Genomic DNA, 15838 nt, shown 5'->3' on the forward strand with positions numbered 1-15838 from the left:
ATCACCTCTCTGTTAAATCATCTAATAGGGACAATACCTCCATATCACCTGGTTCATAAGTTAAATATTTTGCCAGTAATTCACGTGTTTTCGCTAATTGACCTTCTTCACGTAAGAACAAGGCATATTCTTTTAAGAAATCTGGTTCATGGTCTAATTCATTTGCAGCTTGTTCATAATGGACTGCTGCTACTGCAAAGTCTTCGAGTTCATTATAGGCATGTGCGAGATTCCATTCTGCATATGGATTGGCTACTTCTTCCATTTGATTGACGGTTTGAACAACGTCTTCATAACGCTCTTGATCCAAGTAAAGATTACTCAACGTCAACAATGTCTCATCTTGCTTGTCACCAACATTCAAAGCATCAAGTAATAATTGCTCTGCTTTTTCTGTGTCGTGTAAACGAAACGCATTTTCAGAAGCTAAGTGATAAAGCTCCACTTGGAAAGGATTTTCTTTGATCCCGTCTTCTAAGACTTGTTGTGCTTCTTCGATCATTTCTTCTTCTTGAAGTGCCTGACCTAGATAGAGATACAAAGATTGATACTGTGGATTCAATTCACGTAATTCTTGTAAATAATTGATTGCTTTCTCGTTCTCATTCAATTGAAGATTCGTGAACGCTAATTGGAACAAGCGATCATCTGTCCGTTCTTCGGCTAACGCAGCTTCTAACGGTGGGATTGCTTCTTCAAAATTCCCTTGCATGCTCAATGATTGCCCTAAGCGTTCTTGCATGGAAATGTTAGAGATTTCCTCGATGCCATTTGCGAGCAACATTTCGTAAAGTGCAGAAGCTTCATTGAAGCGATCAACTGAAAAATACAGTTCAGCTAATGCAAATTGGATCAATGGTTCTTCTGGTAATAACTTGGCTGCTTCTTTTAATTTTGCTTCACTTACTTCAGGAATGCCGATTACTTGATACAAGTCGGCGATTGCTAATAATGCTTGTGGATAGTACTCACTATCTTGCTGGATTTTTTCTAAATAGTCAAATGCTTGATCGATCTCATTGTCTTCGATGGCAATCTCAGCCAACGGAATATTCCATTCATCATTTTCAGGTGATACAGTTAGCAAGTGTTCAAAGATTGCTTTTGCTTCTTCTAAAAAACCGATCGCTAATAATTCTTCACCTAATTCATGTAAGACATCTGCTGGATCTTCTTGGAGTGCCTTTGCCAAATATTCGTTTGCTTGTGTCAAATTTTCGTCTGCTAATGCTTGCAGCATTTTTTCACTATTTGTCATCATCTAAATCCCTCTAATCTCTTGGACGATCCGTTCATAGGATGCCATTGTTTTCAATAGTTCTTGCTCATTTGGCAACTGATATCCATCTATTATACCAATTTTTTCCAAAACGAGAATTTTTTTGCTCTTTTCTGCTAAAAGCAGCACATTTTCCAGATAGCCCATTTTAGGTATTTCTTCAGGCCACATGATAGGATAGCCTAGATGCTGTAACCAGATGAAAAAATTCTTCAACTGGAATGAGAGTGTCTTGATTTCTGAATTCCAGACAAGCTGCATCAGGATACCTAGAAATTTTTTCATGCTCGCTGAAAGTAAGTGCCCATTTTCAGTCAGATAAAAAGCTTGCTCAAATAGTTTACCATAATTTGAGACCTGTTCAGCAGCTTCTTGATAAAAATAGATGATTTCTTCTAGCATACCAGCAAAGGGACGATTGAATAATTTTTCGCGATTCGGATAATTTTTGTAAAGATTCTGGAGAAATGGATGATCACAAACTAACCCGCAACAAATAAAAATCAAAAAGTCGATTTGCTTTCCTTCAATTTGTTTTTCGCTGATCGTTCGATCATAAATGATCCGTTCTGGAAGGTTCGTTGTTTGAAGCGCCGATTGGTTCGGGCCATGTAAAATGTCACGTTGTGGATTCAATGCCCGCGCCATTGAACGAATCGAAACGGGAATCAGCCAAAGTGTGGACTGTAGATAGGTATGTTTTTGAAAAAAGCCAGCCAAGTCCATGATTCCTTCATTGCCAAAACCAATCACTAAAAGTGCTTGATTTTCGGGGTACCGTCGCGCAAATGATAAGAGACTATGCAACTCAGATAATTGATTACACTGCGTATTGCCACAAATATACCAATCAATCGCTAACTTATTGGGAAACGACTGGGTCATTTTTTCAGCATACAGATCATAGTAACGTTGGTTCGTCAAAAATAAAATCGGTTGATTGATCGCTTCTTTTTTCAACTGGCTGACGAATGTCTCGCCATAAAAAATGGTTGTATTTTCTTCTTGGTAGTGATAGGATAACTCCATGTTGTCCTCCCCTTTTCTTTTATTCTACCATTAGTAAGTAAAATAAAAAAAGAATAAGAAAATCTAGCTATTCTTCTAGTAAAAATCCGTTTATTTTTTATATGTACATACATTCATTAGGTGTGCCAGAATATTGAGCTGCTACTTTTTTGCTACTTTTATCCCTTTATATAAACAATAAAGCGCCTGTAGCCTTAGCCACAAGCGCTTTTTTTCAACTGTCTTATTTAACAGCATCTTTTAATGCTTTACCTGGTTTAAATGCAGGTACTTTGCTAGCTGGGATTTCGATTTCTTCACCAGTTTGTGGGTTACGTCCTTTACGAGCCGCGCGTTCGCGTACTTCAAAGTTACCAAAACCGATTAATTGAACTTTTTCGCCGTTAGCTAAAGCATCTTGAATAGTTGAAAATACAGCGTCTACTGCTGCAGTTGCGTCTTTTTTAGTTAAATCTGTAGCTGAAGCAACTTTTTCGATTAATTCTGCTTTATTTGCCATGGATAGATTCACCTCCTCCAACAAGAGATATGATAGGAACATCATTTAGTTAAAAACTTTCTGAGTGGTCCAGAAGTTTAAAAGAAATATTGATTAAGTTTCAATATTCTGTTATCACGATATCATATGAATCGCTTAATAGCAAGGTTTTTGGCATTATTTAACCGCTTTTTTTAGTCATAAAAACGTAATACAAAAATATGCTTATTTTTTTTGAAAAAAACGGTCCACTATGGTAAAATGCCTATTTTCTTCGGCGTGGGATGATTCGGATCGAAGTTCCTTCAAATGTAAATGCTTTTCTGATTTGATTTTCTAAAAAGCGCTCATATGAAAAATGCATCAATTCTTCTTCATTGACGAAAACAACAAAGGTTGGTGGTTTTACTGCAACTTGCGTAGCATAGAAAATCTTCAAACGTTTTCCTTTATCCGTTGGTGTTGGATTGATCGCCACAGCGTCCATGATCACATCATTCAAGACGGCGGAAGAAACACGTAAGTTTTGATTCATGCTGACTTCTTCGATCATTTCAGGCAAACGCTCTAATCGTTGTTTTGTCACAGCTGAAACAAATATGATCGGTGCATAATCTAAATAACGAAATTCTTCTCGGATCTCTTGCTCAAAGTCACGCATCGTGTTGGTTTCTTTTTTGACTAGATCCCACTTGTTGACCACGATGATCACACCACGGCCTGCTTCGTGCGCGTAGCCAGCTACTCGTTTGTCTTGTTCACGAATGCCTTCTTCTGCGTTCAAGACCATTAAAACGATGTCTGAGCGGTCAATCGCACGCATGGCACGCATCACGCTATATTTCTCCGTCGTTTCATAGACTTTCCCACGTTTACGCATACCGGCTGTATCGATCATCATGAATTTTTGTCCATCTTCAGAAACGAAATGCGTATCGATCGCATCACGCGTTGTGCCTTCGATATCAGAAACGATCACGCGATCTTCACCTAAGATCGCATTGATCAAGGAAGATTTCCCAACATTTGGGCGGCCGATCAAACTGAATTTGATGGTATCGTCCTCTTCTTCTTCGGCTTCTTCATCGAAGAATTTCACCGCTTCATCTAAGATATCTCCGATACCTAATCCATGACTTCCTGACACTGGATAAGGGTCTCCTAGTCCTAGTGCATAAAATTCATAGATGTCATTTCTCATTTCAGGATTATCGACTTTGTTAACGGCTAAGATCACCGGTTTGTTGCTGCGGTATAAAATTTTTGCTACGACTTCATCTGCATCAGTGATTCCTTCGCGTCCACTAACGACACAAACGATCACATCAGCTTCATCGATCGCGATTTCTGCTTGGTGTTTGATTTGATCCATAAATGGTTCATCGCCTAAGTCGATCCCACCAGTATCAATAATACTGAAATCACGACCTAACCATTCCCCTTTAGCATAAATACGATCACGAGTAACTCCTGGAGTATCTTCGACAATCGAAATACGCTCTCCGGCGATACGGTTAAAAATCGTCGACTTACCGACGTTTGGGCGACCAACGATTGCAATTGTTGGATTTGCCATATTTTTTCCTCCTCACATGTTTCCAATCTCACTTAGTGTACCGAATACTTCACGAACTTTCAAGCTTAGATCGGTGAACATTCAAGTATTTTTCAGGATCGTGGTTTATTACAAAAAGAAAATGGTCTGGGGCGTAATCCCCAGACCACTTGTTTCGCACATGTACAACTTCCCTTGATGCTGAAAATTCGCGCTTCGGGAACGATCATTCATTTATTTTTCAGAATCATCCGTTGCTGTTTCTTCTACTTCCCCTTTTAATGCTTCACCTAAGATATCGCCCATCGTAAATCCTGTATTTTCTTCAGGCAACTCATACGATTCAACTTCTTTCGGTTCTTTTTCAGAAGTAGGTTTTTCTTCTAATGCTTTGATACTTAAAGCAATTCGATGTTCTTCTGGATTGACTTCTAAAACTTTCACTTGAACATCGTCACCTTCATGAAGTACTTCATGTGGTGTTGCGATATGTTTATGAGAGATTTGTGAAATGTGGACAAGTCCTTCAACTGTTGGGAACACTTCAACAAACGCACCAAAGCTTGTTAGTCGTTTGACTTTTCCATCAAGTACAGCGCCTACTGGAGCTTTTGTTTCGATATCTGTCCAAGGTTCAGGCAATGTGTCTTTGATCGATAATGAGATACGTCCTTGTTCTGGATTGATTGAAAGAACTTTGACTTTCACTTCATCGCCAACAGCTAAAACATCACCGGGTTTAGCAACATGTCCGTGAGAAATCTCAGAAACATGTACTAATCCATCGATGCCGCCTAAATCAACAAACGCACCAAAATCTGTGATACGAGCAACACGTCCCTCGATCACGTCATTTTCTTGGATAGTTGATAATAATTCTTTTTTCTGTGCTTCTTTTTTTGTTTCAACGACTGCTTTGTGTGAAAGGATCAAGCGATTTTCTGATGGTTCGATTTCAACGATTTTGAATGTCATCGTTTTTCCTTTGTACTCAGAAAAATCAGCGACAAAATGATCTTCTACCATTGATGCCGGAACAAATCCACGAACACCGACATCGACAACTAAACCACCTTTAACTACATTTGTCACTGGTGCTTCAATGATATTTCCAGCTTGGAAATCTTTTTCGATATCCTCCCAAACTTTTTTCGCATCTAAACGTCGTTTTGATAAAAGGTAACTTCCGTTTTCTTTGTCTTTTCCGATCGTGCTGATCACGACTAGATCTAACGTATCGCCAACCTTTACCACTTCGTTGATATCTTCGACTGGTAAAGTAGATAATTCTTTTGCAGGAACTACACCTTCAACACCCGTTCCTTCGATTCCAACGATGGCTTGTTTGTCTTCAATGACTAAAACTTCTCCTTTGACGACATCACCAACGTTCACTTCTTGAACGCTATTCATTGCATCTTCCATTGATTGGTTGTTTTCTGTCTGATTTTGTTCAAATTCTGTCATAACACTTGTCCTCCTAACCAACATTCTGCCGTTACCTACTACGGTACTGCTTTTAGTTTAATTGATTATTAAAAAAAAATAAAGCGATTTCGTTTGTTTTCCTCCAAAATGGTCTTATTCCCACGTTTTTGTCCATTAATCACGACAATATCCCTTTTGATTGATGACTTCTTTGATTTCTTGGACCACTTCTGGAATCGATTTACCTGTTGTATCGATCCGTATTGCATCGTCTGCTTGCTTCAGCGGTGACACTTTTCGCGTCGAATCGTATTCATCGCGTGCTTGTATTTCTTTTGTCAACTCTTCTAAGTCTGTCGGAATGTTTTTTTCAAGGTTTTCCTTGTGTCGTCTTTGTGCTCGTTCCGTTACACTAGCTACTAAGAAAATCTTCACTTCTGCTTTTGGTAAAACAGCTGTGCCAATATCACGACCGTCCATGACCACGCCGCCATCTTCCCCGATTCTTTGTTGGATACTCACTAACGCTTTGCGTACATTTGAATGTGCAGCAACTTCAGAGACCGCTCGTGTGACATCTGGTTGTCGAATCGCTGAAGTCACATCTTGCCCAGCCACAAGGACATGTTGACCATCTGCCTGTTGTTCAAATGAAATAGGGTATTGGTTGATCAAATCGACTAATCCTGTTTCATTAGAGAAAGCGACTTGATGTTTGATGGCTAAATAGGTAACTGCACGATACATCGCTCCTGTATCTGTATAGATATAGTTTAGTTCATTGGCGATGATCTTTGCTACCGTACTCTTGCCTGAAGAGGCAGGTCCATCAATTGCAATACTAATTCGTGTCATTTTTCATAACTCCCTTTTCTCAAAAAAAAGGGGCTGTGGCTAAAGCCACTGCTCCTTATTTAATTACATTTTATGAAGATACTCTGAGGAAAAACAACTCTTCAGTATTATCTTTTTGCTTCGCTTATTGGACTCTTAGTTCTTGTCCTGGATATAACATGTAGTTGTTTGGATCGATTCCGTTCAATTGGAACAATTGATCGACTGTGATGCCGGCACGTTCAGCAACTTGTCTAGGACCTTCACCAGCTTGAACGACTGTTGTCGAACCTGAAACGCCAGTACCTGCTTCTGGTGTTGAAGTTGGTGTTGTTTCTTCTGGTGCAACAGTAGTTGGTGTCGTTTGTTCTGGTTCTGGCACTGTTGAAGTTGGTGTTGTTTCTGGTGTCACAGCACTTGTTGGTGTTGTTTCTCCAGCTACAGATTGTGTTTCTGATGTTGGTTCACTTGAAACTGTTGTTGATTCCACCGTTGATTCGACAGTTGAACTTTCTACGATCGATGAAGTCGTTTCAGTAGAAGAAGCTTCTGTCGCACTGTTATTCGACCCATTTCTGATCCAGAAGTAAGCTCCTGCTGGAATCGCAATACATAAAACAAGCAAAATCAAAAATAGCGATAAGAATAATGTGTTCCCTTTCTTTTGCTGTCTTTGAGTACTTCTTGAAGATGCTTCATCCTCTGTATCATAAATTGGTTGTTCCCATGGTTCTTGTGTTTCGTTATTTTCTGATGATTGATGTCTATCTTTTCTACTCACCTTATTGACCTCCTAAATTCTTTCCCAGTTATTATACCATAGGATAAACTTGATTGTACGAAAAAAATACTTCGCAACATTTTTTTAAAATAAATTTAGTAAAATTGTTTGCCAGTCTCTTGCTTCTGCAATTGGACTAGTTTGCCTCGTCTCACTTTGAATGAATAACGCCCCGTCTCGGTCACAACAGTTTTTAGGTTTTTCTTTAAGCGTTTCACCGAAATAGGACAATAGTCGTTCTCGTCTACAGCCCGTTTCGTGGATATAGCCAAGCATCTCTTGCAGCTGTTTTATTTTGACTTGCTCTTGTTTTTTTAATTCTCGCAGCCAAACATCAGGGCTTTGCATTTCATTGACTACAGTAAGCCATTTTTGTTGGATCTCATCGAAATGGGTCGCATCTGACTGTCCGGCTAACAGATGTTCTTCAAAAATCTGGCGTTGTTCTTTGGATAGTTGTTGGAAAAAGTAATGAATCCCTTCATCTCCTGGCTTGTATAGTAATACAGCGCTACTTGGACGTTGATCCCTACCCGCTCGCCCAATCTCTTGCATGTAGTTTTCCAAACTATCTGGCAGATCATAATGGACTACATATCGAATATCGGCTTTATCGATCCCCATGCCGAATGCATTCGTCGCAAATAGAAATCGCAGTTGATTTTTACTGAATTGTTGTTGGAGTTGCCGGCGTTGTGAAGCATCTAAGCCTCCATGATAGTAGCCTACTGCATAATCCTTACGAAACAATTGATAAAGACGTTCGACTTCTTTTTTGGTCGCACAATAAATGATCATTGCGCCATCAGCTTGTGCCATCAACTGGCGTAATTGTTGCTCTTTCTCCTCTGTTTGGCTGACAAATAAAGCGATATTTTCTCGGTTGACTGAATGCTTGACGACGACTGGTTTTGTTTGGAAGAGAATGTTTTCGATCTCTTGTTGTACCGGAAGAGTCGCTGTTGCGGTCAAGGCTAAAGTCGTTGGCGAACCTAACTCTTTTCCGATTCGTCCGAGCGATTGATATTCAGGACGAAAATCGATCCCCCACTGTGAGACACAATGCGCTTCATCGATGACATATAAAGCAATTTTTTGTTGCTTCAATGCATAAAGTAATTCAGATTGATTCAACATCTCTGGACTAACAAAAACAAATTTATACTCGAACAAATGGGCTAAGACATATTTCTTTTCACTTTTGCTAAGTAAACTGTTATATGCAATTACTCTTTTTTCTCCTCGCTTTTGCAGTTGCCCGACTTGGTCTTCCATTAAAGAAAGTAAAGGAGAAACGATCAATACCAATCCTTCTTGTAAATATCCTGTCAATTGATAACATAGACTTTTGCCGTTTCCAGTTGGTAGGACCGCTAATACATCTTTTTGATTCAAAAGAGTCGAAATAATTTCTTCTTGTCCTGGACGAAAAGAGGAAAAACCAAAGTACTGTTTTAGTGGATCAACTAACTCCATATTTACTTCCTCCTTTGAATCTCTCGATTTGTGCTAAACGAAACTCTCCATAATCGACCGTTTGAACATCAAAGTCTTTATATTTGAGTGTGAGAAGCGGTCGATCTAAAGAAGCTAAAACTTTCCTTGTCTCAGAATGAATCAGACGCCCAAAAGGAAAATTGTCAAAAAAGATCGCCCATTCGATCAAATGATCGTTGATCGTTCCTTTCTTCAAAGCTCGCTTCGTCATCACTTCTTCGACTGAATCACCCGCTAAAATCAATGCTCTTGTTGTCAGCATGCTTTGATTATAATTTTGGGAAAGCAATGGTGAAAGCAAATCGTATAACAGGAAATCTTTGTGCTGTTCGATGATTGCTAATAATCCATGAATACACTGATCTTGGTAAAGTTGCTGTTCTACCGCATCTTCCAAAGTGGTCAATTGGTAGGCAAGCAAACCTGTTTGCTTTTTGCCAGAAAATTGATTCGCTAAGAAATTTGCATGTTCCTCGGTCATCTGTGAAAAAATAGTTGAAAGCTCACTTGGCAATCGAGTGATCAACTCCGTTCTGGAACATTTTGTTTCTTTCAGCCATTTCTTGACTTGATAGGAATAAAAGGGGCCAGTCTCAGCTGGTAGATAAGTGGTTTCATTCGCTGATAAATGTGATACTACTTGTACAGCAAATTTCAGTAAACGCCAGCTCGTCTGAGCGGTGCGGCCATACTTATCATAATGTAATCCAGTCAATGATTTACTGCTTCCTCGCAGTCTGCCTTTTTCTGTCAGTTGTAATTCATTGCCCTCCCATGACAAAAGCTTTTCATCGATCATTTGTTGGATCTGCGCATCAAATACCGTTTGTTTGAGTGAAGGAAAACAGCCATGTGCAAACAATAAACCATTGAAAAAACCAAAAAGCAATACTGATGATGTACGCTTACCAGTCAATAATTGATAGAGTGAGCTTGCGCGTAACTTGTCACTCGAAGAAAATAAAGATAAAATAAACTCAGTCATAGTAATCCCCTTACGTTAGGATGGTGAATATGTCATTATTATGTAAATTAGTTCCTGAGCGTTGTATCGCCTGTGGTCTATGTCAAATCGAGGCGCCTGATATCTTTGATTATGACGAAGAAGGAATCGTCTTATTTGCACAAGAGCCAGAAGCACATCAACAATTCGTTCAGCCTTTAGAAGAAGTCAATGTAACCAAAGCTTATCAAAAATGTCCGGTTCGAGCAATCTTACTCGAAAAAGAACATTGATACTTTTCGTTCAACTAACTCCTAAATGAGCGGGTGTGACAAATCAGTGACCCTTTCTTATAAACGAATTGGCGACCAAAGAATAGAACCTCGATCAATGAGGCGGTATCCCTAAAAATTATTTTTCCATTTTTAGGGATACCGTCTTGTTTTTGCAGTAACTGCTTTTGTTCGATCCATTTACTTTACATGATCGTTCTCACTTGATATGGTTCAACCAATTCATCATGGTCGTCACAATTGCTGTCTGTTGATCTTGATTACTGATCGTTGCTTCGCCATCACCTTTTTGATGACCATAACTACCAAAACCACCATGGTTTCCGCCGGCAATCGAAACAAATTCTGTTTGTTCAGGCAAGTAAGCTTTTGCTTCTTCAGCGGCTTCTCGGTTCATTACTTCATCTTCACTTCCAGTAATACTGATGACTGGAAAATCTGTTTCTGCCAATGTTCCCTTTTCATCTGGATAACTTGCCATGAAATAAACACCTTTTAGTTGTTCATCATCCAAGTTTGCATTCGCATAACGACTCGCCATTACGCCACCTAACGAATGACCGCCAATCACAAAATCTCGGTCTTTGAAATCCTCTCTGATTTTGTCTGCTTTATTTCCACTTAGAATGGCTAATTCAAAAGGCATTTTAGCAATTGCTACGGTGTAGCCATTTTCTGCCAATTGCTCTGCCCATATACTATAACTTTCTGGTTCAACGAGCGCTCCAGGATAAAAAATCACGACTGGCCGTTCCTCCGTTTTTTGTGATTCGAATAATAAATAATCCTCTTTATCTACTCCTTGCTTGAACGATTGCTCTGCTTGAGCAGTTGGTTCGTAGACACTTTGCTGCCAATAAAAATACCCTCCTACAGCACCTAATCCAAGCACGATCACTAATCCCAGCAGGACTCGTTTGAATATTTTCAAAAAATCACCTTCCATCCATCATCTTTCATTTGGTACTTCTATACACTAAATAAAATACGAAAAAAATGCAAATGATTTTATACAAGTTGTTATTATTGGATTGAATCGTTAGGAGCAACAATGCAAAATGAAAGCCACCACTATTTTGATAAAGTTCCTCAAATAGTGGTGGCTTTCCTACATTGTTATATCAGATTCAATTTATGTATTCACTGTTGTGCATGACCGCATCTCATTTACTCTAGAAAATGATCAATCAACTAGAAATTCGATGTGGGGACTACTTTGAAGTAACTTTCCCTGACTGAATTAGGTAAGTCGAAACAGTTCGTTTTAATTCATCAAATTCTTTTTTACTAGTAGTAATATCTAAAATGAATTTAACTGCCTCTTGCTGGCTAAAATTTGTTGTATATCCATTTGCTTGAAAAAAAGTAATCATCGATACAAATGCTGTACGTTTATTTCCATTATGAAAAGGATGCTTTGTAGCTAAATTAATTGTAAGTATAGATGCTTTATCAAATATCGTAGGATACAAATCTTTACCAAAAACTGACTGTGCAGGTTGATTTATTGCCATATCTAGTGCAGTAGCATCTTTTATACCGATTGTCTCACCTTGAGAATATGCTAAAATTACTTTAGCATTTATCTTTATGATATGATTTTAAGTCAAATATATCATAGGTCGACCAAATCTTTCAATGCTTGATCATATTGATTCATCACAGAGTCAACAATAGTATCAATATCAATTTCCTCTTGTGCTTTTACTATCCTTACTGCTCCATCTGTATCAAATATATAACTAATAGACTCTCCAGTTTTAACTCCAATATACTCTTTTACTTCATTTGGTATTGTTGTTACATCACTATTTCCAGATTTTCTGATTTTATATTTACGAATTTTGTCCATTAACTTTTTCCTTTCTGTTTATAATACATTTAATATGTAGATACATATTATCATAGTATCTACATTCCAACAAATTTCTAAGTATGAGAAATAGCTATTATTCTTGTTACTTAATTATGGATATTTAGTTCTTAAAGAAAGCCACCACTATTTTGATAAATTCCCTCAAAATAGTGGTGGCTGCTTTTTATGACTATTCTTAGTTTCTTAACTAATGAATGGCTTACTTCCCACACAAGCGATAAACCGCTTCTGCGTAGATTTCCATCGCTTTGTACATGCTGCTCAATTCCCAGCGTTCATTCGCTTGGTGCATGAAGTCTGGTGTATCAGGGAACATGGCTCCGAAAGCGACACATTGGTTCATCGTACGTGCAAATGTTGCTCCACCAGAGACAAATGGTTCCGTCATATCTCCTGTGATATCGCGGTATGTTCCTAATAAGTTTTGGATCAATTCGCTATCTAAAGGAACATATAATGAATCTAGGAAGTCAAATTCTTCATAAGATAAATCGTATGCTTTGATTTTTTCTGTCATTTTTTCAACAAGATCATCTTTCTTGAAAGTGACAGGAATACGCATGTCCACACCGATTTTTGTTTGTTCAGGTGTGATTTCCAAGCTGGCAAAGTTCATTGTCAATTCACCGGATTGTTCGTCGACAGTCTTGCCAACCACATTTTCACCGGTCGCATTTTCTTGAACTAATTCGCCTAAGAACGCGATTGGAGAAAAATCAAAGACTTCACTTAAAGCAATCGCTAAACGAGAAATCGCATTGACACCTTCAGCTGCATCTTTTGCGTGGATACTTTTTCCTAAAACAGTGATCGAGTCACCATGATCTTCAAAATCGAAGTTATGCTTCGTCAATGCTTCTTTTACTTCTGCTAATTTTTCACCTGAATATGGTGCTGAATCAGGCACTACGTTTAGGGCGCCACCTGCATTCACACTGAATTCGTTTGTTCCAGGACCTGTCAAGTAAGCTTGCAATAAGCCTTTTTCTGCATAGATCAATGGAAATTCTGCATCTGGTGCAAACCCTTGAGTGATGCCTTCTTCTTTTTCATTGTATTTATCTAAACAACGCCAAAGATTTTCTTCATCCGTTCCGAAGATAAACCGAATGCGTGTATTAAATTCTACTCCGGCATCCATCAATGCTTTTACCGCGTACATTGCAGCAATTGACGGGCCTTTATCATCTTGTGAGCCACGTCCGACTAACCAACCCTCTTTGATTGTTGGATCAAAAGGTTTAGATTCCCAGTTTTTTTCATCGCCCGCAGGAACTACGTCCATATGGCACAAGATCCCAAATAATTCATCACCTGAACCTACTTCAGCGTAACCATAGTAGCCTTCAGGGTCTTTAAATGTTTTGAAACCTAAGCCTTCACTGATTTCCAACACTTTATCTAACGCTTCGACTACCTTTTTCCCAAAAGGATGTCCTTCTCCAGAATCAGACTCATCTAATACAGATGGAATTCTGATCAATTCACTTAATGATTCTAATGCTTGTTCATGATGTTGTTCTGTTACAAATTGTTTCATCAACTTTGCCTCCTCATTATTTTAAAAAAGATGACGCTAGAAAATACTGCTTTGTTCCGATACTCACCTACTTGAATCATCGTGACATCAGTTATCCAAAAACCTAGATGTACAAAAGCCCACTCTTCGGAAATAAGCGACAAAAACCCAAAAATCTAGTTTCGGGTTTTGTCGCTTATTTCTTAGAGCTGAGCGTTTCTGTCACCATTTCATCAACAGGATCACTCGTTTTTTCAAAGGCCTTATTTCTATCGACGATCGCTTACCTATAAGTGATACATCGTGTAGGTCGAATAAAGTGTTCGTATCATTTTATCCAACCATAACTATTGTTCATTATTTATCATAGAACTTTATTTGCTATTTGTCTAGGATTAGAACATTGCTGCTACGCCCAAGATCACACAGATTGCAACGAATAAAATAGCAATCAGTTTTCCAGTGAATTTCCACCAGATTGAGATATCAAAGCGAGCGATCGCGATCGCACCCATTACGATAGCAGAAGTTGGCGTGATCAAGTTAACTAAACCAGATGCTGATTGATATGCAGTGATAACTAGATCTTTACCAACACCAGCAAATTCTCCCATTGGTCCCATGATACCCATTGTCGCAGCTGCTAAGCCTGAAGTTGATGGAATCAAGAATGACATAGGGATGTAGAAGATAAATGTCAGAATCAAGAAGACGCTTGATGACAATGAGCTTAATCCTTGTTCTCCCCAATGTAGGATCGTATCAGTGATCAACCCGTTATTCATTACTACTTGGATACCACGAGCAACAGCTACAACGATCGCTACACCGATCAAGTCTGAAGCTCCTGCTAAAAATTCTTTAACAAAATCAGATTCTTTCATACCGTAAGTGATCGCTACAACGATTGACATCACTAAGAATAACATAGTGATTTCAGGGAAGTACCAGTCACCTAAAGGCAACATGTTTTTACCTAATACAGTACCAACTACTGGCAGACCAGTGATCCAGTTTGTCAATGATTCAAAAATCGTGAAGTTTTCGTTCAATGTTGTCCATGGAATCAAACTAATGATCATGATACCAAAAGTAAGGAAGAACAAAACATTTACATGTTTTTGTTTCTTCGTGATCATTTCTTGACGGTTGATTGCTTCAATATCAAAATGTTTCATGTCTTCTTTACGTTGGTCGTAGACTAAAGATTTGGTTGGATCTTTTTCTATTTTCGAAGCATAACGGTAAACGTAAATAATCGAGATTGCTAGTAAGACAACAAACATGAAGAAACGTAAACCGATTCCTTCACCCATTGAAATACCAACTGCTTGTGAAGCTACCCCAGTTGCAAATGGGTTAACTGTCGATGCCAAACAGCCGACTTGAGAACCAACTAATACGATAGCGACCGCTGTAACAGTATCAAAACCAACTGCCATCATTACAGGGATCAATAATGCATAAAATGGAATTGTTTCTTCTGCCATTCCATAAGTTGATCCACCTAAAGCGAATAATAGCATCAAAACAGGGATCAACATTTTTTCTTTTCCTTTGAAGCGTTTGACAACACTTGCGATCCCAGCATCTAAAGCGCCGGTTTTATTGATGATTCCTAGGAAGCCACCGACAATCAAGATAAAGAATGAAATTGGAATTGCCGCAGGGGTTTCTTTTGTTAATTCACCAGCTGGCACACCTAACATTCCGTTGACCGGAGCCATAAAGATATCCCAAAGTCCTTGTGGATTTTGTGGGACTCTTTCATAAGATCCCGCGATAATTCTTCCTGCTTCATCCACACTGTAATGTCCAGCTGGGATGAACCATGTTAGCACAGCGATGATGGCAATAATAATGAATAAGACCGAATACGCTGAAGGCATTTGAAATTTCTTCTTCGTTGTTTGTTCCATTTTCTTCTTCCTTTCTCGTTTCAAAAAATCAGTAATACATCGTTATTTTATCAAAAAGATGATAAGAACAAAAATAATAACTAGTAGATTTGAGAAGTTTTATTCAAAACCCTCGTTTTTTGTCCCTCCTTTGTTAAAATAGTTGAAATGCTTTACTCATACTAATTGTAGCGTTTTCGTTTCATGTTATATCTTGTCCATTTAACAAACAAAAAGAGAAGGATTTCACATAAAAACGTATAAAATACATTTTTATACAAAAACCCAAAAAATACTCAGACACGATTTATAAAACGCTTACACAATGTCAGTTATTGAATTTTTTTTCATATAAAAATATTAAGAAAAACTTTAGAAAATAGATGATAACTACAATAAATTCTCCTATGTATCTTATTTTTTGTATC

15 protein-coding genes are annotated in these 15838 nt (G+C 38.4%); 1 reads left to right on the forward strand and 14 read right to left on the reverse strand.

The window, feature by feature from the left end:
- Nucleotide 1 precedes the first annotated feature (1 nt).
- The 9 genes from JZO83_RS12375 to JZO83_RS12415 all read right to left on the reverse strand — a co-directional run bounded on the left by JZO83_RS12375 (nt 2) and on the right by JZO83_RS12415 (nt 9866).
- Nucleotides 2-1261, reverse strand: a complete 1260-nt coding sequence (locus JZO83_RS12375) for a tetratricopeptide repeat protein (RefSeq protein WP_207115924.1) — start codon at nt 1259-1261, stop codon at nt 2-4.
- The gene (locus JZO83_RS12380) at nt 1262-2308 is read right to left on the reverse strand and encodes a hypothetical protein (protein WP_207115925.1); all 1047 of its coding nucleotides are present in this window, start codon (nt 2306-2308) and stop codon (nt 1262-1264) included.
- Between the two features lie 223 nt (nt 2309-2531).
- Entirely contained in the window at nt 2532-2807 is a 276-nt protein-coding gene (locus JZO83_RS12385) for an HU family DNA-binding protein (RefSeq protein WP_002290178.1), read from the reverse strand.
- Between the two features lie 244 nt (nt 2808-3051).
- Nucleotides 3052-4362: a ribosome biogenesis GTPase Der gene (gene der, locus JZO83_RS12390; RefSeq protein WP_206859321.1), complete on the reverse strand. Its 1311-nt coding sequence runs from the start codon at nt 4360-4362 to the stop codon at nt 3052-3054.
- Between the two features lie 213 nt (nt 4363-4575).
- The gene (rpsA, locus tag JZO83_RS12395) at nt 4576-5808 is read right to left on the reverse strand and encodes a 30S ribosomal protein S1 (RefSeq protein WP_207115926.1); all 1233 of its coding nucleotides are present in this window, start codon (nt 5806-5808) and stop codon (nt 4576-4578) included.
- Between the two features lie 135 nt (nt 5809-5943).
- A complete protein-coding gene (cmk, locus tag JZO83_RS12400) occupies nt 5944-6624 on the reverse strand; it encodes a (d)CMP kinase (protein ID WP_207115927.1) in 681 nt (226 codons plus the stop codon).
- 124 nt (nt 6625-6748) lie between these two features.
- A complete protein-coding gene (locus JZO83_RS12405; RefSeq protein WP_206859330.1) occupies nt 6749-7384 on the reverse strand; it encodes an SAG1386/EF1546 family surface-associated protein in 636 nt (211 codons plus the stop codon).
- A gap of 84 nt (nt 7385-7468) precedes the next feature.
- Nucleotides 7469-8860 carry a RecQ family ATP-dependent DNA helicase gene (locus tag JZO83_RS12410; RefSeq protein ID WP_207115928.1) on the reverse strand — a complete coding sequence of 464 codons (1392 nt, stop codon included), beginning with the start codon at nt 8858-8860 and terminating at the stop codon, nt 7469-7471.
- Nucleotides 8847-9866, reverse strand: a complete 1020-nt coding sequence (locus JZO83_RS12415) for a helix-turn-helix domain-containing protein (protein ID WP_207115929.1) — start codon at nt 9864-9866, stop codon at nt 8847-8849. Before JZO83_RS12415 ends, JZO83_RS12410 begins: the two co-directional genes overlap by 14 nt.
- A 29-nt stretch (nt 9867-9895) precedes the next feature.
- Between JZO83_RS12415 and JZO83_RS12420 the strand changes: the two genes are divergently transcribed.
- On the forward strand, nt 9896-10117 hold the full coding sequence (locus tag JZO83_RS12420; protein ID WP_207115930.1) for a ferredoxin: 222 nt from the start codon (nt 9896-9898) through the stop codon (nt 10115-10117).
- Between the two features lie 199 nt (nt 10118-10316).
- Here JZO83_RS12420 and JZO83_RS12425 read toward each other — a convergent pair whose 3' ends face one another.
- The 5 genes from JZO83_RS12425 to JZO83_RS12445 all read right to left on the reverse strand — a co-directional run bounded on the left by JZO83_RS12425 (nt 10317) and on the right by JZO83_RS12445 (nt 15431).
- Nucleotides 10317-11048: an alpha/beta hydrolase gene (locus tag JZO83_RS12425; protein ID WP_207115931.1), complete on the reverse strand. Its 732-nt coding sequence runs from the start codon at nt 11046-11048 to the stop codon at nt 10317-10319.
- Nucleotides 11049-11328: 280 nt separating this feature from the next.
- Complete coding sequence (locus JZO83_RS12430; RefSeq protein WP_347401524.1) at nt 11329-11712, reverse strand: type II toxin-antitoxin system death-on-curing family toxin; 384 nt, start codon at nt 11710-11712, stop codon at nt 11329-11331.
- A gap of 20 nt (nt 11713-11732) precedes the next feature.
- Nucleotides 11733-11969: an AbrB/MazE/SpoVT family DNA-binding domain-containing protein gene (locus JZO83_RS12435; protein ID WP_104775664.1), complete on the reverse strand. Its 237-nt coding sequence runs from the start codon at nt 11967-11969 to the stop codon at nt 11733-11735.
- Between the two features lie 223 nt (nt 11970-12192).
- Nucleotides 12193-13533 carry a M20 family metallopeptidase gene (locus tag JZO83_RS12440; RefSeq protein ID WP_207115932.1) on the reverse strand — a complete coding sequence of 447 codons (1341 nt, stop codon included), beginning with the start codon at nt 13531-13533 and terminating at the stop codon, nt 12193-12195.
- Nucleotides 13534-13907: 374 nt separating this feature from the next.
- On the reverse strand, nt 13908-15431 hold the full coding sequence (locus JZO83_RS12445) for a YfcC family protein (RefSeq protein ID WP_206859341.1): 1524 nt from the start codon (nt 15429-15431) through the stop codon (nt 13908-13910).
- Between the last annotated feature and the right edge of the window lie 407 nt (nt 15432-15838).

The organism is Enterococcus sp. DIV1298c (assembly GCF_017316315.1).
GTDB lineage: Bacteria > Bacillota > Bacilli > Lactobacillales > Enterococcaceae > Enterococcus_B > Enterococcus_B mangumiae.